The following is a 20676-nucleotide window of genomic DNA, read 5'->3' on the forward strand; positions in this document are numbered from 1 at the left end:
TCACTGTTGCTGGTCGCGGCCGACCCGGCCGATCACGCCGCCGGTTTCGCCGCGGTCGCACCGATGGCCGCGCACGAGTCGACAGCCGACATCCGCTACCTGGCCGTGCGGCCTCGACACTGGGGTGGCGGCGTTGCCCGGCAGCTGATGCAGGCTCTGCCGGGCCTGCTCGCCGCCGGCGGCTTCGCCCACGGTGAGCTGGACGTCTACCTCGACAACCCGCGGGCGATCAAGCTCTACGAAGGCCACGGCTGGCGCCCGTACGGCGACGCTTTACCACACCCGCGCAGCGGCCGTCTCGAACAGCGCTACCGGCTCGATCTCTGAGCCGGTCACTGCCCGTCGCCGGGTCGGCGGCCCGGTGGTTGTTCCGGGGTGGGCAGGGCCGCCACCCGTTTGAGCAGGGTCACGGTCTGCGGCCTGTCGTTCGCCACCTCCAGGCTGGTCCCGGCGTGCACGAGCGTCAGCGGGCGCGGATCCTCGTCGTGCAGCGCGTAGGTGGCCTGCGTCGAGGTCACGGTGACCCGCAGACTGCGGCCCTGCCAGCGGACCGCGAAGCTGAGCCGGTCGATGCCCACCGGCAGCGCCGGGTCGAAGGACAGCACGCCGCCGTGGTCGCGCAGGCCGCCGAAGCCGCTGACGATCGCGGTCCACGCGCTGGCCAGCGAGGCCATGTGCAGGCCGTCGCGGCTGTTGTGGTGCAGGTCGAGCAGGTCCACCGTGGCCGCCTCACGGGCGTAGCGGTGGGCCAGTTCGAGGTGGCCGAGCTCAGCAGCCAGCACGGCGTGGGTGCCCGCGGACAGCGACGAGTCGCGGACGGTACGGCGTTCGTAGTAGTCCAGGTTGCGGGCCTTCTGTGCGGGCGTGAACGCGTCGCCGCACCAGTGCATCGCCAGCACCAGATCCGCCTGCTTGACCACCTGGCGGCGGTAGAGCTCGAAGTACGGCGCGCTCAGCAGCAGCGGGTACTGCGCGGTGTCGTCGGTGAAGGCCCACTCCGGGTGTTCGGTGAAGCCCGCCGACTGCTCGTGCACGTCCAGTTCGGTGTTGTAGGGCAGGTGGACCGCGGCTGCCGCCGTACGCCAGGACAGCGCCTCCTGGTCAGTGACGCCGAGCCGGTCCGCGAGGTCGGGGTGCCGGGCGACGGCGTCGGCGGCGCCGCGCAGGTTCCGGGCCGCCATCAGGTTGGTGAAGATGTTGTCGTCGGACAGGGCGCTGTACTCGTCCGGTCCGGTGACGCCGGGCAGGTGCCAGACGCCGCGCCGGTCGAAGTGGCCTAGGGAGTCCCACAGCCGGGCCGTCTCGACCAGCAGTTCGACGCCGCAGTCCCGGTCCAGTGTGTCGTCGCCGGTGACCATGCGGTAGCGCAGGACCGCATCGGCGATGTCGGCGTTGACGTGGAAACCGGCCGTGCCCGCCGGCCAGTAGCCCGAGCATTCCTGGCCCCGGATCGTGCGCCACGGGAACGCCGCCCCGCGCAGCCCGAGCGCCTGCGCGCGTTCCCGGGCCAGCCAGAGCGTCGAGTGCCGCCAGCGCAAGGCGTCGGCCGCGGCCTGCGGCTGGGTGTAGGTGAGCACCGGCAGGACGAAGCCCTCGGTGTCCCAGAACGTGTGGCCGTCGTACCCGGGACCGGTGAGGCCCTTGGCCGGGATCGCCCGCCGTTCCGCCCGGGCGCCGGACTGCAGCACGTGGAAGAGGCCGAAGCGGACCGCCTGCTGCAGCTGCGCGTCGCCCTCGATGACGACGTCGGCGTTGTCCCAGAACTCGCGCAGATATTCCTGCTGCTCGCGCAGCAGCCCGGCGAAGCCGCTGCGGCGGGCGCCGATCAGGGCGGCCGCGACCTGGTCGCGCAGCGACGGCACCGAGCGGATGCTGGACCAGCCGTACGCCATGGTCTTGACGACCGTGAGGGTCGCGCCCGGCTGCAGCACACCGGTGACATTGGTACGCGCCCAGCACGGCTCCCCGTCCGACTCGACGACAACACCCTCGCCGCCGGTGACGACGTGTTCCATGCCCGCGGCCATGAGCTGCTTGCTGACCCGGGTCCGGTGCACGAGCAGGGCGCTGTGCGTGCCCACGACGTGCTCCACGGCTTCGAGCGGGTTCTCCAGCGCGGCGGCCACCCGCGGATCCACCGAGGTGGTCGACTGCTCCTCGTTGGTGATCAGCTCGGACTGCACGATCACCCGTACGGCGGCGTCGACCGCCTCGACCTGGTACTCGATCGCGGCGACGGCCCGCTGGGTTAACGACACCAGCCGGCGCGAGCGGACCCGGACCCGCTTACCCGCCGGTGAGGTCCAGTCCGCCTCCCGGGTGAGCACACCGTTGCGCAGATCCAGCCGGCGCTCGTGGCGGTGCAGGGTGCCGTAGCGGACGTCGAACGGCGCGTCGTCGACCAGCAGCCGGATGATCTTCCCGTCGGTCACGTTGACCACGGTCTGGCCCGACTCCGGATAGCCGTAACCACCCTCGGCGTACGGCAGCGGACGGCGTTCGTAGAACGAGTTGAGGTAGGTGCCGGCGATCCCGTGCGGCTCACCCTCGTCGAGGTTGGCGCGCAGCCCGATGTGGCCGTTCGACAACGCCAGCACGCTCTCCGACTGCGCCAGCCGGTCCAGGTCGAGGGCGGTCTCGCGGACGCACCACGGCTCGACAGGGAACGGCAGTTGCCCGGTCACCGTGCCGCCTCAGGAACCGGCGGCGAGGGTGGCCCGGATCTCCCGCGCCCACTGCGCCGACGTGAAGTCCGGTCCGACCGGGTCGACGAAGATCAGATCGCTGATCGTGTTGTCGGTCCGCAGGTGCAGGATGCTCTGGTATTCCGGCGACTCGTACCACTCGACGGCCGTGCGCCGGTCGGGGAACTCCATCAGCACCACCGAGCCCGGCCAGGCGCCCTCGCGTACCTCCACCGGGGCGTCGATCGCCAGCCAGCGCCCGCCGTACGGTTTGAAGGTCGCCTCCACGCTCTCCAGATACCGCAGGGACTCGGCCTTCGGGATCCCGTTCGGGATCCGCAGATGATTGATCAGGTACGTCGTCATGGTCCTGACCCTCCCGCGCCGGCCGGGGTGTTCGCGCCCGTGGAAGACCCTGGTGCGGGTCCGGTGCCGCCGTACCCGTGCGTGCGCCAGGGTGTTGACCGGTTCCAGCCGGCCCGGCCGGGCGCGATGGTGGAGGCAGTCCCGTCGTGAGAGGAGCTGCCATGGTGCGGGGTGCGGCGATGAAAGGGCTCACGGCGCTCGACAGCGCCACTGCGTGGCTCAACACGCCACCACTGACGGCCACGGACCTGCACGGCAACGTCGTGGTGGTCAACTTCTGGACGTACACGTGCATCAACTGGATCCGTACGCTGCCGCACGTGCGGGCGTGGGCGGACCGCTACCGCGACCATGGACTCGTCCTGCTCGGCGTGCACTCGCCGGAGTTCGGCTTCGAGCACGACCTCGGCAACGTCCGGCGGGCCGTGGCCGGGATGCGGGTCGGCCACCCGGTCGCCGTCGACAACGACTTCCGCATCTGGCAGGCCTTCGACAACCGCTACTGGCCGGCGCTGTACTTCATCGACGCGCGGGGCGAACTGCGCCACACCCACTTCGGCGAGAACGACTACCAGCGGTCGGAGATGGTGATCCAGGACCTGCTGACCGAGTCGGGACGGCAGATCCCGCCCCGCGGCCCGGGCGCGGTGGACGCCGCCGGGCTGGAGCTGCCGGCCGACTGGGACAACCTGGCCTCTCCGGAGACGTACTTGGGCTACGAACGCGCCGAGAACTTCGCCTCACCCGGCGGTGCCGTCGCCGACGTCCCGCACAGCTACGCGGCGCCGGCCCGGTGGGCCGTGAACGACTGGGCGCTGACGGGGGACTGGACCGTCGGCCCGCGCGAGGCCCGGCTGAACGCGTCCGGCGGCTCGATCGTGTTCCGTTTCCACTCCCGCGACGTGCACCTGGTGCTGAGCTCGCAGCCACACAGCGAGCCGGTGCGGTTCCGCGTCCAGGTCGACGGGCAGGCCCCGGGCGCCGCGGCGGGACTCGACGTGGACGCCGAGGGCCGCGGGGCGCTCACCGAGCCGCGGCTGTACCAGCTCGTGCGCCGGCCGGGCCCGGTCAGAGACGGCACCTTCGAGATCACCTTCCTTGATCCGGGCGCCCTGGCCCACGTGTTCACCTTCGGATGACGGGCGCTTGGGTCCTGCACGCATACTCGGGGACATGAATCGCAGCGATCGCGTACCGGCAGCGCAGCTGTACCGAGGACTTCCGCAGACCGTGCACAGTGCGCTGACGCCGCTGGGCGAGATCGAACAAGCGACCAAGATCGCCGAAGGTTGGCGGCAACCGCGCCAAGGGTGGCGCCGTGCCGTTTTCGTGGTCGGTACCGTGGTGCTGGCCGTGAGTGCCGCACTCATGGTCATCGCCGGTATTTACGGCGCCGCGCAGCAGTAGGGCAGCGCGGCGGACAGCCTGTCCGATTGCGTGTGGCCATTTCTTTCCGCGGTGGTCCACACTTGCCGGGTGCCGAATTCGGAGAGCAAGTCATTGGCCGAATCGGCCTCGACCTGGATGCAGGTGGTGTTCGGCGGATTGGGAGTGGCGATCGCGCTGGTGGCGTTGGTGATCGCGTATTTCGCCTGGGTCCAGCCGCATTCCCCGGCCGCCGACGACAACAAGGCCGAGCCGCCGCCGGTCGCCAAGTCAACCACGCCTGAGACGGCCGGTCCCACCACCGCGGCGGCCGGGGTGCCGCTGGTACGGCTCACCCCCACCGTCGGCGCCGGCAACGTCCGCCCGGCCGACGATGACCTGGTGATCCACTGTGCCACCGGGCAGACCAGCGACCGCCAGCGGGTGATCGAGTACGACCTGCTCGGCCGGTACACGGCGCTCAAGGCGGAGCTGCGGGTGTCCCGGGCGCGGGACGGTGACACGCCGCTGCAGCTCAAGGTCTTCACCGATGACGCGATCGCCGCGAATCAGGTCGTCACCAAAGGCAAAAGCGCGCCGATGCGTATCCCGCTGGACGGGAAGCAGAAGATGCGGGTCCAGTTGACCTGTCAGTTCCCGGACGGCGAGATCAAACTCGGCAATCCCGAACTCGATCATTCCTGACCGGGTGTCACCCGTTCGGGGATTGGTGCTTGACGCCGGTTGCCCGTAACGTTCGGGCCTTCAGAAATGCCATTCAATCGGGGAGCGGCTTTGGCGGCGAATCCGCAGGCTCCAATTCCCGCGCGACCGGGCTCGCCGGCCGGTCCCGCACCGCACAGCGGGCCGCCTTTCCAGGGGAACGCCGGGCCGCAGAGCACCCAGCCGCCGCCCGGCGCGACCTATGGCCAGCCGCCGCAGTCCGGCGCGCCCTACGGCCAGCCGCCGCAGTCCGGCGCCCCCTACGGTCAGCCGCCGCAGTCCGGCGCCCCCTACGGTCAGCCGCCGCAGTCGGGCGCCTCCTACGGCCAGCCGCCGCCATCCGGCACGCCCACCGAAACCATGCCGACCCAAGCCGTGCCCACCCAGGCCATGCCGACCCAGGCGATGCCCGCCCCGGCCGCGCCCAGCCCAGCCACGCCCGGCCCGGCTGGGCCGTCCGGGCTGTCCGGGCCGTCTGGGCCGCCCACCCAGCCGATGTCATTCGGACCGCCCACTCCGCAGATGCCGGCCGGACAGCGCACTCAGCCGATGCCGGCTGGGCAGCCGCCGCATGCGCACCCGACGCCGGCTGGTCCGCCGGCTGCGCCTGCGCAAGCCATGTCAGGCGCTGCGGGCGCGCCGCCGACCGCAGCGGCGTCGCGGAGTCGCAGCGGTCTGCTGGTGGCCACCCTGGTCGTCGCAGTGCTCGCGCTGGTCGTCGGCCTGGCCGGAGTCGTCATCGCGGCCATCGCACTGGGCCGCAGCGACAAGGCCACCACCCTGGCGACCAGCGCGAACGAGCGCCCGCTGCCACCGGCGGCAGCCGAGCCGACGGTGGTTCCCGATCCGACGACGGATCCGGCCGATCCGCCCACCGAGACCCCGGAGCCGGGCGCGACCACCTCACCCGGGGACATCAGCCCGACCGCCGAGTTCGCGATCGCGTATCAGGACCAGCACCTGCGCGTGCAGACCGAACGCTGCCAGCCCCAATACGGCGCCGCGGTCGACTTCGACGAGCCCCGCGTGATCGGCGGCGACGCGGGAGACATGGTCTATGACCAATGCAATCCCGGCGCGATCAAGACCGGGCTTCCCCTCGCGGAGGTCTCCGGCCAGAGCGCCACTCCCGCCGACTGCCTCGAGAACATCAGGACCACGCCCGCGCAGTCGCCGGTCGCCCCGGCGGAAGGGCTGACCTTCTGTTTCCTGACCTCACGCAACGACGCTGCCGCGCGGGGCACCACCCAGAAGCTCGTCTTCGTGACCGTCGACTCCATCACGGAGAAGAATGATCACGGCATCCTGAACATCACGCTGAAGGCGTGGAACGTGCCGGAATGAGTCGCTCAGCGGGGCGGCTGAGCGTCCGCCAGCTCCGGCTCCAGTCCTTCCTCGACAACCCGTTCCGGCCGTAGCCGCGGGAACGCCGCCGCCGTCACCGCCACCACCGCGATCCCCAGCAGCCAGCCCGCCACCACGTCGCTGGTCCAGTGCACGCCCAGCACGATCCGGCTCAGCCCGGTCAGCACCGTCACCGCGATCGCCGCACCCCACAGCACCCAGCGTTTCGCGCCGCGGGCGACCGGCAGCAGCACCAGCACGAACACCCCGGCGGTCAGGGCCGCGTTGAGTGCGTGCCCGGACGGGAAGGAATACCCGGTGGCCCGGGCGACCGGATCCAGCAGGTCGGGGCGGTGCCGGCCGACCAGCAGCTTGAGCAGTGCGCCGAGCACGCCGCCGACCGCCATCGCCGTGGCCGCCCACAGCGCGAGCCTTTTCGCCTGGCGCCGGAGCAGCCAGATCACCAGGATCAGCGCCGCCGCCCGCAGCGGCATCGGGGCGAAGATGTTGGTCCACCACTTGTTGGCCTCGGTCCAGTGCGGATGGCCCAGCGCCCAGGTGTGCAGGGAGTCCGTGACCGCCCGGTCGAGGTCGTGCAGGGGTGGCCAACCGCCGGCGACGAGCGCGGCGATCAGCGCGAACGGCACCAGCCCCAGCAGAGCCAGGGCGGACGCCGTCGTGAGCCGCATGCCGAGCTTCATCTTCCCTCTCTACCCCAGAAGCGTCTTCTGAATCCATACACATATGTGGACGCGTTTCCTGTACGTAGACACGGTGTTATGCTCCGCCTCCCATAGGCATCGAGCCACGACGATTGCCCGAGGAGTACCCCGTGCTGTTCTCATCCGTTGCCTGGCTGGCCACCGCCGTCCTGGCGCTGTCACCCACGCCCACCACCGTCGCCCCCGATCCGGTCACCATCACGGTCGACACCCGGCATCCGGCCGGGCGGCTGCCCGCCGACTTCGTCGGGCTCTCCTTCGAGATGCGCGAGCTCGGCATCGGCAACCTCGACCCCGCAAAGGGCAACACCGCCGAGCTGTTGCGCACGCTGGGCCCGAGCAACCTGCGGATCGCCGGCAACACCCTGGACCGCGACACCCTCTGGGTGCCCGAGGGGCAGCAGGCCCCTGATCCGCTGCCCGAGTGGGTGCAGGACGTCGTGCGGCCGGCCGACATCCGGCGGCTGGACGCGCTGCTGCGCACCACCGGCTGGCGGACCGAGGTCGGCATCAACGTCGGCCGCTGGGACGCCGGGCTCGGCGCCGACCAGGCCGCCGCGATGACCGCCATCCTCGGCCGCCGGTTGGTCGCCGTCGAGTGCGGCAACGAACCCGACCAGTGGGCGGGCAAGGCGCTGCGCCCGGCCGGGTACGCGTACCCGGACTATCACGCCGACTGGCTGGCCTGCGCCGACGCCGTCGGGCACAACCGCATCGCCGGGCCCGACACCGCGGGCACCTCCTCGGACTGGGCGGCCTCGCTGGCCCGTGACGAGCACGAGCGGATGGCCATGCTGACCGTGCACCAGTACAGCTCCGGCCCGGACGCCACCATCGCGACGCTGCTGGCCCCGCAGACGGTCACCAACCAGCTCAAGTCGGTGGCCAAGAACCTCGCCGCCGCGCAGGCGGTCGGGCTTCCGATGCGCATCGACGAGGCCAACTCGGCCTACAGCGGTGGCGTCGACGGGGTCAGCAACAAGTACGCCTCGGCGCTGTGGGGACTGGACTACAGCATGCAGATGGCCCAGGCCGGGCTGGCCGGGGTCAACATCCACGGCGGGCTCGGCGTCTGCAACGAGCCCATCTGGAACGGCAAGTGGCAGCGCTACACGCCGATCTGCGCGGCGGACAAGGCCGACGAGGCGGCCCAGATCTACCGGGCCATGCCGATCTACTACGGGCTGTGGATGGCCCGGCAGGTGGGTCCCGGCCAGTTCCTGCCGGTCACGGTCTCGTCGGGGCGCAACATCACCGCGTACGCGGTCCGCGGCGACGACTGCAAGCTGCGGGTCGCGGTGGTGCAGAAGGACGACACGTCGGCGGCACCCGTCACGGTGACCCTCGCCGTGGGCGGGCGCGACCGGCGCGGCCAGGTGCTGCGGATGACCGGGGAGAGCCTCGGCGCCGAACCGACGGCGGTGCAGGGCGCCACCGTCGACCGGTCCGGGCACCTGCGGCCGGGGCGTCCCGACGTCACCCGGGTCCGCGGCGGCTCGCTGTCCCTCGACGTTGCCGCCGGCAGCGCCGCTGTCATCACCCTCGACCGCTGAACGGGGCTGTCATGCGTACCGTCATCGCTTTTGTTTCCGTGCTGGCCGTGGCGACGCCCGCGCAAGCGGTCCCGCCGCGGCCGGACCTGATGACCCCGGTCACGGCGGTCGCTGCCCGCAGCGACCGCCGGCCGGTCGCCGGTGGCGTCCACGACGCCGCCGTGGGCCGCACGTTCATCTCCTGGGCCGGGCAGTACGAGGACAACTACGTGCAGTCCTACGAGCACCGCACCGGCACCTGGAGCGACCCGGTCCGGGTGGCCGGCGGCGACAACGACTCGCACAACTACCCGACCATGATCCAGGCCGCCGACGGTCACCTGCTCGTCTTCCGCGGCCTGCACAACCGTGAGCTGTGGGTGGCCCGCTCGCCGCGACCGCACTCGATCGAGGGCACCTGGACCGACGTGAACATCGCGGAAGGGCTCGGGGCGACGTACCCGATGCCGTTCCGCACCGCCGACGGCACGATCTTCGTCTTCTTCCGCGAGACCGCCGGGGATTTCGACCCGGCCTTCCCGACCGACACCCGGCCGATGAAGTACGTCCGGTCGACCGACGACGGGCGCACCTGGCAGAGCTCGACCACGCTGACCGGGGACCGCTGGGCGATCGCGCCGCTGAACCGGCCGGACAACATGAACGAGATCTACCTCGGCCAGCTGCGCTACGAGCCCGCGACGCTGCTGCACCGGGAGCGGGTCGGCATCGTCTACACGCTGGCCGGCGGCGGTCCCGAGGGTCACCTGCACGACCGCTACCACCGCAACATCTACTACACGGCGTTCGATCCGGGCTCGCTGACCTTCCGCTCGGCCGCCGGGCGGTCGCTGGGCACCTCGATCGACGATGCTGACCAGGAGGCGCACCTGAAGGTGGTGGAGACGCCGCTGCAGACGGTGAACCCGCGCTCGCCGGACTACATCAACCTGGTCGGCACGACGCTCGGGGTCGCGCCGTTCGTGGTGTGGATGCAGCTCGACGCGGCCGGCGTGGTGCACACCCACACCGGGACGTGGGCCGGGCTGGGCGGCTGGCGCACCCGGGAGGTGGCCACCGGCGTGCGGGTCCGGGACATGGAGCCGGCCGGACCGGCGAGCTGGCGGATCTACGCGACCCCGGCGGACGGCACGCCCGGCATCGGCGTCTACCGGCTGACCGCCGGCAGCTTCTGGCGGTACGAGACCACGATCGCCACGCCCAAGCCGGTGCAGCGCATCGAGGTGATCGACGGCCGTCGTGACCCGGCCTGGATCCTGGCCACCGGGGCCAGCAGCGCACGCGACGTGGCGGTGGCCGATGGCGATATTTACGTCGCGGGCCGCCCCCGGCCGTGATAATCCTGGCAACCATGCTGGGTGATCTGGTGCGACTGCGAGCCATGGAACCGTCCGACGCCGAGGCGCTGTGGCGGTGGAACCACGACCCGGAGGTCATGCGCTGGATGCAGGACAGCCACCCGCAGTCACTGGCCCAGGTGACGCGGTGGCTGGGCGAGGAGCGGGGCCGCAACGAGTACGGCGACCTGCTGCTGGGCGTCGAGGTCCAGGCCGATGACAAGCTCATCGGCCTGGTCCGGCTGCACGGCACCGAGCCCGAGCTCGGCATCGCCGAGCTGGACATCTATCTGGGTGAGAAGAACTACTGGGGCAAGGGGTACGCGACGGACACGGTCCGCACGGTGTGCCGCTACGGCTTCGACAAGATGCGTCTGCACAAGATCACCCTGACGGTCGTGACGGAGAACGAGGCGGCCTGGCGCGCGTACCGCAAGGTCGGCTTCGTGCAGGAGGGCCGCCTGCGCGAGGTCTTCCGCCGCGACGGCCGGTGGTACGACCAGTACACGATGGGCCTGCTGGCCGGCGAGCTGACCGACGCCTGACTCCCCGCCCGCTCTCACCTCTACTGACAGGTCCTCTCGTACGGCACGTCGGTCACATAGCGCGCCCATTCGTCCCGGGTCAGGCCGCCGTTGACAGCACAGGCGCGCTCGGTCGCGTGCCGGCGGAGATCGTTGAGGTGCGCCAGGTCCCACACCCCGGCGGAGCGGCGCAGGCCGGCGGCCAGGCTGTTTCCGTCGGCACTGAACGCGAGCGTCGACATCGAGTTGACCTGGCCGTCGAGCTGGGCCAGGCGGCGGGGGTGGCTGCGGTCGGTCAGGTCCCACAGCAGCACGGCGCCGTCCGGACCGCGGTTGACCAGCGTGCGTCCGTCCGGGCTGAGTGCCACCGCACCGCCCGAGCCGAAGTCACCGACGACCTGGGTGAGCTGACGCGGACGACTGCGATCGGTCGTGTCCCACAGCAGCACCACCCCGTACGAGCCGCCGGCGGCGAACGTCCGTCCGTCGGCGCTCAGCGCCAGGTCGTCCAGGGCGCCGGAGGAATCGCTGAGCAGCGCCGCCTTCCGGGGCGAGGCGGGCCTGGTCAGGTCCCACAGCTGGACGTTCACGCCGTTGCCCACGGCCAGGGTCTTCCCGTCCGCGCTGAGGACCAGCACGTTCAGCCTGATCCGGACTCCCTCGAAGCGGGCCAGTCGTCGCGGTGCGCGGCGGTCGGCCGTGTTCCACAGCTCGACCGTTCCGTCGGCGAGGCCCACGGAGAGAAGCCGGCCGTCCCGGCTGAGCGCCGACGCGGCCACCGAATTCGGCCCCCCGCTCATCGTGACGACCGGGTGGCTGATGGAGAGGTCGGCGGTGTCCCACAGCCGCACGGTGTCGGTGCTGCTGGTGATGACGGTGCGTCCGTCGGCGCTGAGCGCGACCGCGTCCAGCGAGTCGCGGTGGCCCTCCAGCCGGCCCAGCAGGCGGGGGGCGGCGGGCCGGGACAGGTTCCACACCTGCGCGGTGCCGTCGAAGCTGCCCGTGACGAAGGTCCGTCCGTCGGCGCTGAGGGCAACCCCGCTGATCGCGTCGCGGTGGCCGGCGACCTCGGCGACGCGTCGCGGACCGGTGCCGTCGGTCAGATCCCACAACTGCTCGGTGTAGTTGCGGCCCTCCATGGCCAGCGTCTGTCCGTCGGCGCTGAGGGCGATCGCGTTCAGCGACCCGGAGTTGAGGGTCAGCTGAGCGATCTTCACGGGCTGGCCGGGAAGTGTCAGGTCCCACGCCAGTACGGCGCGGTTGACGTAACTGGACACGAGGGTGTGCCCGTCGGCGCTGAGCGCGATCGCGGTCACCCAGCCGGTGCCGTCGGTGAGCTGGGCCACGCGGCGGACGTCGGCGCGGTCACTGAGATCCCACACCGAGACGGGCCGATCCTGCTGGCTGACGGCGAGCGTACGCCCGTCCGCGCTGAGCGTCAGGTCGACCGACGAGCGCGTGAGCTCGTCCAGCGTGTCGAGGCGCTGCGGTTTGCCGCGGTCGCTCAGATCCCACACCACGGTGCCGTCCCACTTGCTGGTCACCAGGGTGCGCCCATCGGCGCTGAGAGCCAGATCGCCCAGTTGCGAGTCGCTCTCGGCGAGTCGGGCCAGGCGGTGGGGCTCACGGCGATCGGTCAGGTCGTACACCAGCGCGGAGCCGTCCGCACTGCCGCTGACCAGGGTGCGCCCGTCGGCGCTGAGCGCGACCGCGGTCACGGTGTCGGTGTGCTCGGCGAGCTGGGCCAGGCGGCGGGGGTGACGGCGGTCGCCGAGGTCCCACAGCAGTACGGTCCCGTCCTGACCGGCCGTGGCCAGGAGCGTGGCGTCCTCGCTGAGCGCGACGCTCTCCACGGTGTCGGTGTGGTCCGTGAGCTGGGCCAGGCTCCGCGGGGTGCCGCGATCGGGCAGGTCCCACAGCCGTACGGTGCTGTCGGCGCTCCCGGTCACCAGCAGACGCCGGTCGGAGCTGAACGCCGACGCCGTCAGCGATCCGGTATGGCCGCTGAGGGTTCCCGCGTAACGGGTTCCGACCACCGTGTTGACCAGCCCGGCCTCGGCCTGGTCGCCCGGGTTGAGCTGTGCCGCCGCGAGACCGAGTTGGGTCGCCGTACGCGGATCCTGTTGCCGGACGGAGTCGGCCTGGCTGATCAGACGCTGGCTGATGCCGATCCGCTGCTGGGTCCGGGCCGCCTGTTCCTGCCGTCGCGCCTCGGCGGCGGCCGCCGCTGCCTTGCGCCGCTGCTCGGCGGCGAGGGTTCGCTGGCGTTCGGCCTCGGTGGCGGCGCGGTCGGCCCGGGCCTGCTGCCGATCGGCGGCGTCGCGTTGCCGGCGCGCGTCGGCGGCGGCGGCCGCTGCCTTGCGCTCCTGCTCGGCGGCGAGGGTTCGCTGGCGTTCGGCCTCGGCCGCGGCGCGGTCGGCCCGGGTCTGCTGCTGACGCGCTGCGGTTGCGGCCTTGGTGGCGTTGTCCTCCTGCCGGTCCGCCTCGGCTGCCGCCTCTCCCGCCTTGCCCTGTTCCCGGCGGGCGTCCGCGGTGGCCTGCTGAGCGCGGCGCTGCTCATCCCCGGCGATCTGCTGCTGACGTTGCGCCTCGGCCGCGTAGACCGTGGCGGAGACGCGATGCTGATCGGCGATCTGCTGCTGCCGCGACGCCTCGACCGCCGACGCACTCGCCGTACGCGCGTTGTGCACCGCGAGCGCGCCGGTGACCCCGGCCAGTATGAGGAGCAGGCCCACGAGCGCGAGCACCCCGCGGCGCAGCCGGATCATCCCGCGGTGCCGGGCGACGTCCTCGCTGTCCAGGTCTTCTTTGCTCACGCCATGGATGGACGCGGCCAGTTCGGCGACGGCGTCGCGGAACCGGCCGTGGCGCAGGTCGAGTTCGCTCTCCGAGCGGGCCCAGCGCAGGTCCAGGTGACGCGGCTCCTCCTGGAACACACCGCGCAGAGCGGGCGGTACGGCCGTTGACCGCTCCCAGTCGAAGTCACCTCGGGCGGAGTCCCACACCCATTCCCCGGACGTCACGACGGGCAGCAGCCGGTCCACCGGGTGTTCGGCCAGCCAGGCTTCGATCTCCTGGTTGACCCAGCGTGATCCCGCTGCCTCCGGGCAGGCCAGCAGGACGAAGTGCTCCGATCCGGCGAGGGCCTTCTGAATGGACGACCACAGCGCCGGGCTGGTGCCGAGGCCGGTCTGGTCGCGGAACACCTCCAGCGCCCGTCGGCGGTGCCACGGCCGCGCCAGCCGTTGCAGACCACGCTGCAAAGTGGGTGCCAGTGCCCCGTCGGCCGCATGACTGTAGGAGATGAAAGCGTCATAAGGCATGTCGAGGCCCTTCCCCGTAGCAAGGTCGCGCCAGATTGTGCCGCACCACCAGGCGTACGTCGATGGGTTAGTTGCTCCACGGCAATTGACGGCACCGGCGCGGCGCCACCCGGACGGCCGGATGATCTAGGATCTCCGGCCATCACGGGGAGGAAATTGCACATGTGGCCCTTCAAGAAGCGCGGCCCGGCGACGGCCGGCCTGATGATCGACCCGACCAACGGTGACCCGCAGGTACGGGCGCTCGTGGCGGCCGTGGCGGCCCGCGACAGCGCCACGATCCGGGCCATCCTGGACGGAGCGCCGGATCCCGACACGCACGCCTACCTGATGGAGGCCGCCGCCGAGGTCGACGGCGTGCAGGACTGGATCGGCGGGTGGATCGCCGCGGAGCCGCACTCCACGCTGCCGACGCTGCTCAGGGGCTGCCACGGCGTGTTCTGGGCCTGGGAGGCCCGCGGCGCCGCGCGGGCCGAGTACACCCGCGAGGAGCAGTTCCGCGAGTTCCACCGCCGGCTGCGGATCGCCGAGAACGCCCTGGACGAGGTCGTCGACCGCGACCCCGGCAACGTGACCGCGTGGACCTGGCTGGTGACCTCGGCCCGCGGCCGGCAGGTCGCCCCCGACGAGGCCGCCGCCCGTTTCGCCGAGGTGGTCAAGCGCCACCCGGCGCACGTCGTCGCGCACGAGCAGCACCTGCAGTATCTGTGCGCCAAGTGGTTCGGCAGCGACGAGCAGATGTTCGCCTTCGCCCGGCAGGCCACCGTGGCCGCCCCGGACGGCAGCCTGGTGCCGGAGGTCCTGGTCGTCGCGCACATCGAGAAGTGGCTGTCCCTGCCGCGCGGCGAGGACGGCCAGTACCTGCGCAGCGCGCCGGTCCGCGCGGACATGCTGGCCGCGGTGCACAAGTCACTGTTCCACCCGGCGTTCCGGCCCGGCCTCGGCTGGTTCCCGCGGGCCAACTCGTTCGCGATGGGCCTGGAGAAGGCCGGCGAGTTCGACGCGGCGGCGCGGGTCTTCGCCATGATCGGCGACCAGGTGACCGACTGGCCGTGGAGCTACTGCGGCAACGTCGTCAAGGAGTTCGCGGCGGCGCGGGAAAGGGCGTACGCGAACCGCGTCGGGTGACTGTGCGAGGATGTCGCGAACGATCTTGTCCAGTGTGGACATAAGCACCGCTAAAACTGCGCTTGCTACGCGTTATCGGTCCTTGTCGCCCGGGACATCGCGGGATAGACACTCGTAGTTATGGTCCGGCCATGACATCCGAGAAAGTCCGCAGAGGACTGAGATCCGTCCGCACTCTGGTAGGGACGGTGGCGGCCACGACGGTCGCTGCCGGGATCATCGGCTTCGCGTGGATGGGTTCGGCCGGAGCGGCGCAGCCGGCCGAGCCCGCCGGCCCGGCGGCCCCGGCCGCCCAGCCGGCCGACGCCGAGCCGGTCAACCCGAAGTCGTTGCAGCCGGCCAACATCAACCCCGAGAAGTCGCCGGTGCTCAACCCACCCGCGGTCAAGAAGGCGAAGCAGCCGTCGAAGGCGGAACTGCTCCATGAGGCAAAGGACCTGGCGGCGGAGGATCCGGGTTCCAGCCTCATCTGCTTCCGGCCGGACGGGACGGTCGCCGGCGTCGCCACGGTCAGCAAGGTCGACAAGAACGCCCCCATCGCGGATCCGAAGGCGATCTGTGACCGCGGCTGGCCCGGGAGCCACTCATGAAAATGTCGCCCCGCCGATTCGGCGCCCTGCTCGTTCCCTTCGTCCTGCTCTTCGGCCTGCTGGTGAACCAGTCTCCGGCATCCGCCTCGCACGTCACCGGTAACCACTGGGCGCACGACGGTCTGGCCCACTCCCAGATCTACTTCGTCGACCACACCCCGGCGTTCTGGCCGGTCTCCTCGTCGGTCTACAAGTGGAACGAGGCCCGCGGCGTCGACTCCTACTACAACTGGGCGAACTGCCCCAACACCCGGCTGCACTGCGTCGACGTGTACGAGTACCTCAACGACGACGGCAACTACGGGGTGACCTACCGTTCCGTCTCCGGCGGGCACTACACGAGCGCGACCGTCTATCTGAGCCGGGTCCGGGTCACCAACGCCCACCAGGCCCGCAAGACCACCTGTCATGAGCTCGGCCATGTGCTCGGCCTGGAGCACCGGACCGTGTCGAGCAGTTGCCTGCGTTCGGGAAATGCCGTTGATCTCAACATCTCCCGGTATCCCGACACCCACGACTTCGATGCCCTGCACACCCTGTACAACCACGCCAACTGAGCTTTCGCGGACGTCATGCCGGCGGTCGGGCCGCACTGCCCGGCCGCCGGTGCCGTGTCAGTCGCAGGGCTCGGGTTCGCCGGCCAGCGGACGGAAGGTGGCGTCCACCGTCGGTGTGTCACTGGTGAAGCGGGCCTCGTCGGCTGCCACCAGCGCCATGGTCCCCGGCACGTAGAGGCCGCCGCCGTACGTTGTCCGCGGTTCGGGCTGCCTGGGCTCGGCCTGCCACCATCGCCCGCCGAACTTGGCGTACCGGATCCCGCAGTGCACGAACAGGTCGTACCGGTAGGAGCTGCCGACGGCCGGGTCGGCCGGCCCGGTCGCCAGCTCGGTTCCCGGCGGCGCGGGTGGTCCACTGTCCACTGTTTTCTCCTCGACGGTCGAAGGGCTCGGCGCGGACGGTCCCGCCGCGGTCGGGGCCGGTGGTGTCCCGGCGTCCCGCGTCATCAGCACACTCGGTACGGCGATCGCGGCCACCACCAGCACCGCGAGCCCGGCCAGCCCGGCCCGGTCCCGTCGGCGCCGGGCGTGCGCGGACGCGATCGCGTCGGTGGCCGGAGCGACCCGCGGCGGATCGGCCACCATCGCGTGCAGCCCCCGGCGCAGTGCGTTCTCTTCCTGCTCGTTCATCGCCCCTCCACCGCCGTGTCGTGCAGGTCCGCGCTCTGCCGCAACCGGGCCAGCGCGCGGAAGGTCAGGCTCATGACTGTCCCGGGTGGGCACTGCAGGGCGCGGGCGGCCTGCTCCACCGACAGGTCGTCGTAGTACCGCAGGACCACCGCCGCCCGCTGCCGCCGGGGAAGATCCGCGAGCGCCCGGGCCAGCGCGTCCGTGGTGGCCACGGTGTCCGCGGTGTCCCGTTCGCCGGCGCGGTCGGGCAGTCGTTCCCGGGGCAGTTCGTGCCGCCAGCGCCGCCGGTGCCAGGTGCAGTACGTGTTGACCATGACGGTCCGGGCGTAGCCGGTGGGGGAGTCCCACCGGTCGGCCTGCGACCAGCGCAGGTAGACCTTGGTCAACGTGACCTGCAACAGGTCCTGGCCCAGGTGCCAGTCGCCGGTGAGCAGGCGCGCCGTCCTGAGCAGCGGCAGGTTCGCGGCCTCGGCGAACTCCTGGAACTCCGGGTCGGACGGCTTCACGGGCTTCCCCTCGGCGAGCCGGCGGGTGCCGGGCCCTCACTTGTTCCAGACAACCTCACCCCCCGGCCGCATTGCACCTGCCGGCGACGAAGTTTCCTCAGGCCGGGCTGAGGTTGCGGGCGCAGGCGGCCAGCGTTTCGAGGAGGTCCTGCTGTCGGGCGGGGCTCAGGCCCGCGCACATCCTTTTCTCGACGGCGCGGACCGCCGTGCTGGCCGCGAGCAGCTGATCGCGGCCGGCCGGGGTTAGCTGGGCCGGGAGCTCGCGGCCCCGGGCGGCGGTCGCGGGCCGGGTGACCAGCCCCCGTTCCTCGAGGCCGTGCAGCACCACGTTCATCGACTGGCGGGTGACGAAGGTGCCGCGGGCCAGTTCGGCGTTGGACAGGCCGGGCCGTTGGCCGAGCAGTTCCAGGCAGGAGTACTGCGGGACGGTCAGCTCCAGCGGCCGCAGCACCGCGTCCATCGCGGTGCGCAGTGCCACCGCGGCCTCCTTGAGGACGTAGCCGACGGCGTTCTCCACCGGCCCGACAGTCTCCTGTTGCACCATGTCAGCATCCTGACATACGCTGCCGGATGTCAGGACTTTGACATAGCAAGATTCGAGACGCCAGGAGTGAGCCATGACGGTTACCGGACCCGACTTCGTCGCCCTGCAGGTGCGTGACCTGCCACGATCCGCCGCCTTCTACGAGCAGCACCTCGGCCTGCACCGGATCCCGGCCGGCCCGCCCGGCGCAGTCGTCTTCGCCACCCAGCCCGTGCCCTTCGCGGTGCGCGAGCCGCTGCCCGGCGTTGACCTCGACGCCGGCCGGCCCGGGCTGGGGGTCGCCCTGTGGCTGCACAGCACCGACGCCCAGGCGTTGCACGACGCGCTCGACGCCGCAGGTGTGCCGATCGTGACGCCGGCCTTCGACGGTCCGTTCGGCCGCACCTTCACCTTCAGCGACCCCGACGGTTACGCCGTCACGATCCACGACAAGGCGTGACCACCTTCCGGATGCGGGCGCGCGGCCCGTTCTCGCTGCGCAGTGCGGCCCGCTTCGTCGCGGGGTTCTCGGCCGGGCAGGGCGGCGGCGACGAGGCGCGGCTCGACCTCGCGTTCCCCGCCGAGCACGGCTGGACCCCGGTCGGCGTCCGCGTCACCGGTGACGGCGCCGAGCCGGTCGCCGAGGTCGTGGCCAACCCGGGCCCGGTGCCGGCCGAGCGGATCCGCGCCCAGGTCGAGCGCATCCTGTCGCTGGACGTGGACGGCACCGGCTTCCCGGCGGTGGGCGAACGGGACCCGGTCGTCGGCGAGCTGCAGACGCGTTATCCAGGGCTGCGGCCGGTGCAGTTCCACAGCCCGTACGAGGCCGCGGTGTGGACGATCATCGGGCAGCGCATCCGCCGGAGTCAGGCCGCGGGCATCCGTACCCGACTCGCGACGCAGCTGGGCGAGCAGATCGACTTCGGCGACGCGCAGCTCCCGTCGTTCCCGGCGCCCGACCGGCTCGCCGGCCTGCGCGAGTTCCCCGGCCTCACCAGCCGCAAGATCGAGCAGTTGCAGTCCGTGGGCCGGGCCGCCGACGACGGACAGCTCGACGCCGCCACCCTGCGCGCCCTGCCGGCCGCGGAGGCCCTGACCCGGCTGCAGACCCTGCCCGGCATCGGACCGTTCTCCGCCGAGCTGATTCTGCTGCGCGGGGCCGGCGACCCCGACGCGTTTCCCCGCAACGAGAAACGGCTGCACCACGCCATGGCCGGCGCCTACCGGCTCGGCGACGACCCCGGCCTCGCGCAGCTCGAGGCCATCGCCGAGCGCTGGCGTCCGTACCGGACGTGGGTCGCGCTGTTGCTGCGCGCGTCGCTGGCCGAGGCAGGCCAGGCCGATCAGGTACGGCTCAGCCGATGATCACCGTCTGCAACTCGGTGAACGCCTCCATCGGGTGCGCGCCACCGACCCGCCCGAGGCCGCTGTCGGAGCCGGACCGCCCACCGAACGGCAGGTGGCTCTCCCAGTAGTTGGTGGACTCGTTGATGTTCACCCAGCCGGTACGCACCGCGTCGGCGAAGGCCAGCCCGGTGCTCAGGTCGGCGGTGTAGACGGCGGCCAGCAGCCCATACCGGGAGGCATTGGTCAGCTCGATCGCCTCCTCGACGCCCGACACGGCGACGATCGGGGCGATCGGGCCGAAGGTCTCCTCGGTGGCCGCCGCTGCGTCGGCCGGCACGTCGGTGAGGACGGTGGCCGGCCAGTACAGGTCGGTGGCGAAGCCGGGGGCGCGGGCGCCGCCGGTCAGCGCCGAGGCCCCGCGGCGCAGGGCGTCGGCGACGTGCTCATCCATCTTGGCCGCGACGCCGGCGTTGTTGAGCGGGCCCATCGTGGTGGCGTCGTCGAGCGGATCGCCCAGCCGGATGCGCTCCGTGACCGCGCGGGCGAGCCGTTCGGCGAAGTCGTCGCGCACCGCGTGGTGCACCAGCAGCCGCTCGCCGGCGGTGCAACTCTGCCCGGCACACAGGAAACAGGCCTGCAGAGCGCCCTCGACGGCCCGGTCCAGGTCGGCGTCGGCCAGCACCACGAGCGGGCCGTTGCCGCCCATCTCCAGCAGCGTCGCCTTGCCCGCCGCCGCGCTCGCCACCGACCGGCCGGTGGCCGTGGAGCCGATGAAGGCGACCGCGTCCGTGCCGGGATGGCGGGCGATCTCGTCACCCACCACCGGCCCGGGACCGGTCACCAGGTTGAGCACACCCGGGGGCAGATCGGCCTCGGCGACACACCCGGCCAGCGCGACCGCCGAGATCGCCGTCGACGGCGCCGGCGTCCAGACCACGGTGTTGCCGCTGGCCAGCGCGGGCGCGATCAGCTCGGCGGGCATCGTGTACGGCCAGTTCCACGGCGTGATCACCCCGACCACCCCGCGCGGGCGCCGGACCAGCAACGCCCGCTTGCCGGTGCTCGCCGAGTTCGGCAGCAGCCCGCCCAGCCGCTTGCCGTCCTCGGCGGCCATCCGCCAGTACGTGACCAGCTCGTCGACCTCGTCGTAGGCCTCGGCGCGCAGCGGCTTGCCCTGGTCCAGGGTCAGCGTGCGGGCCAGGTCGTCACGCCGGGACTCGATGACGTCCGCGACCCGGTGCAGCAGGGCGGCGCGCTCGAAGGCGGACAGCCGCGCCCAGCCACCGGCGGCCCGGCGGGCGGCGGCGATGGCGGCGCGGGCGTCCTCACGGTCACCGTCGGGCACGGTGCCCAGCTGCTCACCGGTCGCCGGGCTGGTCGCGACGGTGGTGGCGCCGGACAGCGCGGAGATCCAGGCGCCGTCCACGAACATCTGATGGTGCATGACTCTCCCA

General features: G+C 71.7%; 22 protein-coding genes. 13 read left to right on the plus strand and 9 right to left on the minus strand.

Annotated features, from left to right (window positions below; all coding sequences use genetic code 11):
* Window positions 1-6: 6 nt before the first annotated feature.
* Window positions 7-327 (plus strand): GNAT family N-acetyltransferase, encoded by a 321-nt coding sequence (locus tag ACQP2Y_RS12035; protein WP_433727305.1) that lies wholly within the window; start codon window positions 7-9, stop codon window positions 325-327.
* A 5-nt stretch (window positions 328-332) separates the two neighbouring features.
* On the opposite strand, the gene ACQP2Y_RS12040 is transcribed toward ACQP2Y_RS12035, so the two are convergent.
* Window positions 333-2684: a glycoside hydrolase family 65 protein gene (locus ACQP2Y_RS12040; RefSeq protein WP_433727307.1), complete on the minus strand. Its 2352-nt coding sequence runs from the start codon at window positions 2682-2684 to the stop codon at window positions 333-335.
* Window positions 2685-2693: 9 nt separating this feature from the next.
* Window positions 2694-3050: a DUF1330 domain-containing protein gene (locus tag ACQP2Y_RS12045; RefSeq protein ID WP_433727309.1), complete on the minus strand. Its 357-nt coding sequence runs from the start codon at window positions 3048-3050 to the stop codon at window positions 2694-2696.
* Between the two features lie 179 nt (window positions 3051-3229).
* On the opposite strand from ACQP2Y_RS12045, the gene ACQP2Y_RS12050 reads away from it, so the two are divergent.
* From ACQP2Y_RS12050 to ACQP2Y_RS12060, 3 genes are all read left to right on the plus strand, one after another.
* Entirely contained in the window at window positions 3230-4189 is a 960-nt protein-coding gene (locus ACQP2Y_RS12050; protein WP_433727311.1) for a redoxin domain-containing protein, read from the plus strand.
* A gap of 34 nt (window positions 4190-4223) precedes the next feature.
* Entirely contained in the window at window positions 4224-4457 is a 234-nt protein-coding gene (locus ACQP2Y_RS12055; protein WP_433727313.1) for a hypothetical protein, read from the plus strand.
* A gap of 69 nt (window positions 4458-4526) precedes the next feature.
* Window positions 4527-5120, plus strand: a complete 594-nt coding sequence (locus ACQP2Y_RS12060) for a hypothetical protein (protein ID WP_433727315.1) — start codon at window positions 4527-4529, stop codon at window positions 5118-5120.
* A gap of 338 nt (window positions 5121-5458) precedes the next feature.
* On the opposite strand, the gene ACQP2Y_RS12065 is transcribed toward ACQP2Y_RS12060, so the two are convergent.
* Entirely contained in the window at window positions 5459-5626 is a 168-nt protein-coding gene (locus ACQP2Y_RS12065; protein ID WP_433727317.1) for a hypothetical protein, read from the minus strand.
* Between the two features lie 214 nt (window positions 5627-5840).
* Here ACQP2Y_RS12065 and ACQP2Y_RS12070 point away from each other — a divergent pair, with 214 nt between their 5' ends.
* Entirely contained in the window at window positions 5841-6482 is a 642-nt protein-coding gene (locus ACQP2Y_RS12070; RefSeq protein ID WP_433727319.1) for a hypothetical protein, read from the plus strand.
* A gap of 5 nt (window positions 6483-6487) precedes the next feature.
* Here the strand turns inward: ACQP2Y_RS12070 and ACQP2Y_RS12075 are convergent, their stop codons facing one another.
* Complete coding sequence (locus ACQP2Y_RS12075) at window positions 6488-7183, minus strand: phosphatase PAP2 family protein (RefSeq protein ID WP_433727321.1); 696 nt, start codon at window positions 7181-7183, stop codon at window positions 6488-6490.
* Between the two features lie 131 nt (window positions 7184-7314).
* Between ACQP2Y_RS12075 and ACQP2Y_RS12080 the strand changes: the two genes are divergently transcribed.
* From ACQP2Y_RS12080 to ACQP2Y_RS12090, 3 genes are read left to right on the plus strand one after another with little or no spacing between them, the layout of a single operon-like run.
* Window positions 7315-8757 carry a glycosyl hydrolase family 79 C-terminal domain-containing protein gene (locus ACQP2Y_RS12080; RefSeq protein WP_433727323.1) on the plus strand — a complete coding sequence of 481 codons (1443 nt, stop codon included), beginning with the start codon at window positions 7315-7317 and terminating at the stop codon, window positions 8755-8757.
* An 11-nt stretch (window positions 8758-8768) separates the two neighbouring features.
* Window positions 8769-10094 (plus strand): BNR-4 repeat-containing protein, encoded by a 1326-nt coding sequence (locus tag ACQP2Y_RS12085; protein ID WP_433727325.1) that lies wholly within the window; start codon window positions 8769-8771, stop codon window positions 10092-10094.
* Between the two features lie 14 nt (window positions 10095-10108).
* Window positions 10109-10639 carry a GNAT family N-acetyltransferase gene (locus ACQP2Y_RS12090; RefSeq protein WP_433727327.1) on the plus strand — a complete coding sequence of 177 codons (531 nt, stop codon included), beginning with the start codon at window positions 10109-10111 and terminating at the stop codon, window positions 10637-10639.
* A gap of 20 nt (window positions 10640-10659) precedes the next feature.
* Here the strand turns inward: ACQP2Y_RS12090 and ACQP2Y_RS12095 are convergent, their stop codons facing one another.
* The gene (locus ACQP2Y_RS12095; protein ID WP_433727329.1) at window positions 10660-13941 is read right to left on the minus strand and encodes a TIR domain-containing protein; all 3282 of its coding nucleotides are present in this window, start codon (window positions 13939-13941) and stop codon (window positions 10660-10662) included.
* 162 nt (window positions 13942-14103) lie between these two features.
* Between ACQP2Y_RS12095 and ACQP2Y_RS12100 the strand changes: the two genes are divergently transcribed.
* The 3 genes from ACQP2Y_RS12100 to ACQP2Y_RS12110 all read left to right on the plus strand — a co-directional run bounded on the left by ACQP2Y_RS12100 (window position 14104) and on the right by ACQP2Y_RS12110 (window position 16216).
* A complete protein-coding gene (locus ACQP2Y_RS12100) occupies window positions 14104-15069 on the plus strand; it encodes a DUF4034 domain-containing protein (RefSeq protein WP_433727331.1) in 966 nt (321 codons plus the stop codon).
* Between the two features lie 131 nt (window positions 15070-15200).
* Window positions 15201-15659, plus strand: coding sequence for a hypothetical protein (locus tag ACQP2Y_RS12105; RefSeq protein ID WP_433727333.1), 459 nt, complete (start codon window positions 15201-15203; stop codon window positions 15657-15659).
* Window positions 15656-16216, plus strand: coding sequence for a hypothetical protein (locus ACQP2Y_RS12110; protein WP_433727335.1), 561 nt, complete (start codon window positions 15656-15658; stop codon window positions 16214-16216). The genes ACQP2Y_RS12105 and ACQP2Y_RS12110 overlap by 4 nt, the downstream gene beginning before the upstream one ends.
* A gap of 57 nt (window positions 16217-16273) precedes the next feature.
* Here the strand turns inward: ACQP2Y_RS12110 and ACQP2Y_RS12115 are convergent, their stop codons facing one another.
* The 3 genes from ACQP2Y_RS12115 to ACQP2Y_RS12125 form a co-directional block, all read right to left on the minus strand.
* Window positions 16274-16846 (minus strand): hypothetical protein, encoded by a 573-nt coding sequence (locus tag ACQP2Y_RS12115; RefSeq protein WP_433727337.1) that lies wholly within the window; start codon window positions 16844-16846, stop codon window positions 16274-16276.
* A complete protein-coding gene (locus ACQP2Y_RS12120; RefSeq protein ID WP_433727339.1) occupies window positions 16843-17352 on the minus strand; it encodes a SigE family RNA polymerase sigma factor in 510 nt (169 codons plus the stop codon). The genes ACQP2Y_RS12115 and ACQP2Y_RS12120 overlap by 4 nt, the downstream gene beginning before the upstream one ends.
* A 97-nt stretch (window positions 17353-17449) precedes the next feature.
* A complete protein-coding gene (locus ACQP2Y_RS12125; RefSeq protein ID WP_433727341.1) occupies window positions 17450-17896 on the minus strand; it encodes a MarR family winged helix-turn-helix transcriptional regulator in 447 nt (148 codons plus the stop codon).
* Between the two features lie 73 nt (window positions 17897-17969).
* Here ACQP2Y_RS12125 and ACQP2Y_RS12130 point away from each other — a divergent pair, with 73 nt between their 5' ends.
* Both ACQP2Y_RS12130 and ACQP2Y_RS12135 read left to right on the plus strand, forming a co-directional pair.
* Window positions 17970-18335, plus strand: a complete 366-nt coding sequence (locus ACQP2Y_RS12130; RefSeq protein WP_433727343.1) for a VOC family protein — start codon at window positions 17970-17972, stop codon at window positions 18333-18335.
* Window positions 18332-19240 carry a DNA-3-methyladenine glycosylase family protein gene (locus tag ACQP2Y_RS12135; RefSeq protein ID WP_433727345.1) on the plus strand — a complete coding sequence of 303 codons (909 nt, stop codon included), beginning with the start codon at window positions 18332-18334 and terminating at the stop codon, window positions 19238-19240. The genes ACQP2Y_RS12130 and ACQP2Y_RS12135 overlap by 4 nt, the downstream gene beginning before the upstream one ends.
* Here the strand turns inward: ACQP2Y_RS12135 and ACQP2Y_RS12140 are convergent.
* On the minus strand, window positions 19230-20666 hold the full coding sequence (locus ACQP2Y_RS12140; protein WP_433727347.1) for an aldehyde dehydrogenase family protein: 1437 nt from the start codon (window positions 20664-20666) through the stop codon (window positions 19230-19232). The genes ACQP2Y_RS12135 and ACQP2Y_RS12140 overlap by 11 nt on opposite strands.
* Window positions 20667-20676 lie beyond the last annotated feature (10 nt).

It is taken from the genome of Actinoplanes sp. CA-051413, from assembly GCF_050955795.1.
Taxonomy (GTDB): Bacteria; Actinomycetota; Actinomycetes; order Mycobacteriales; family Micromonosporaceae; genus Actinoplanes.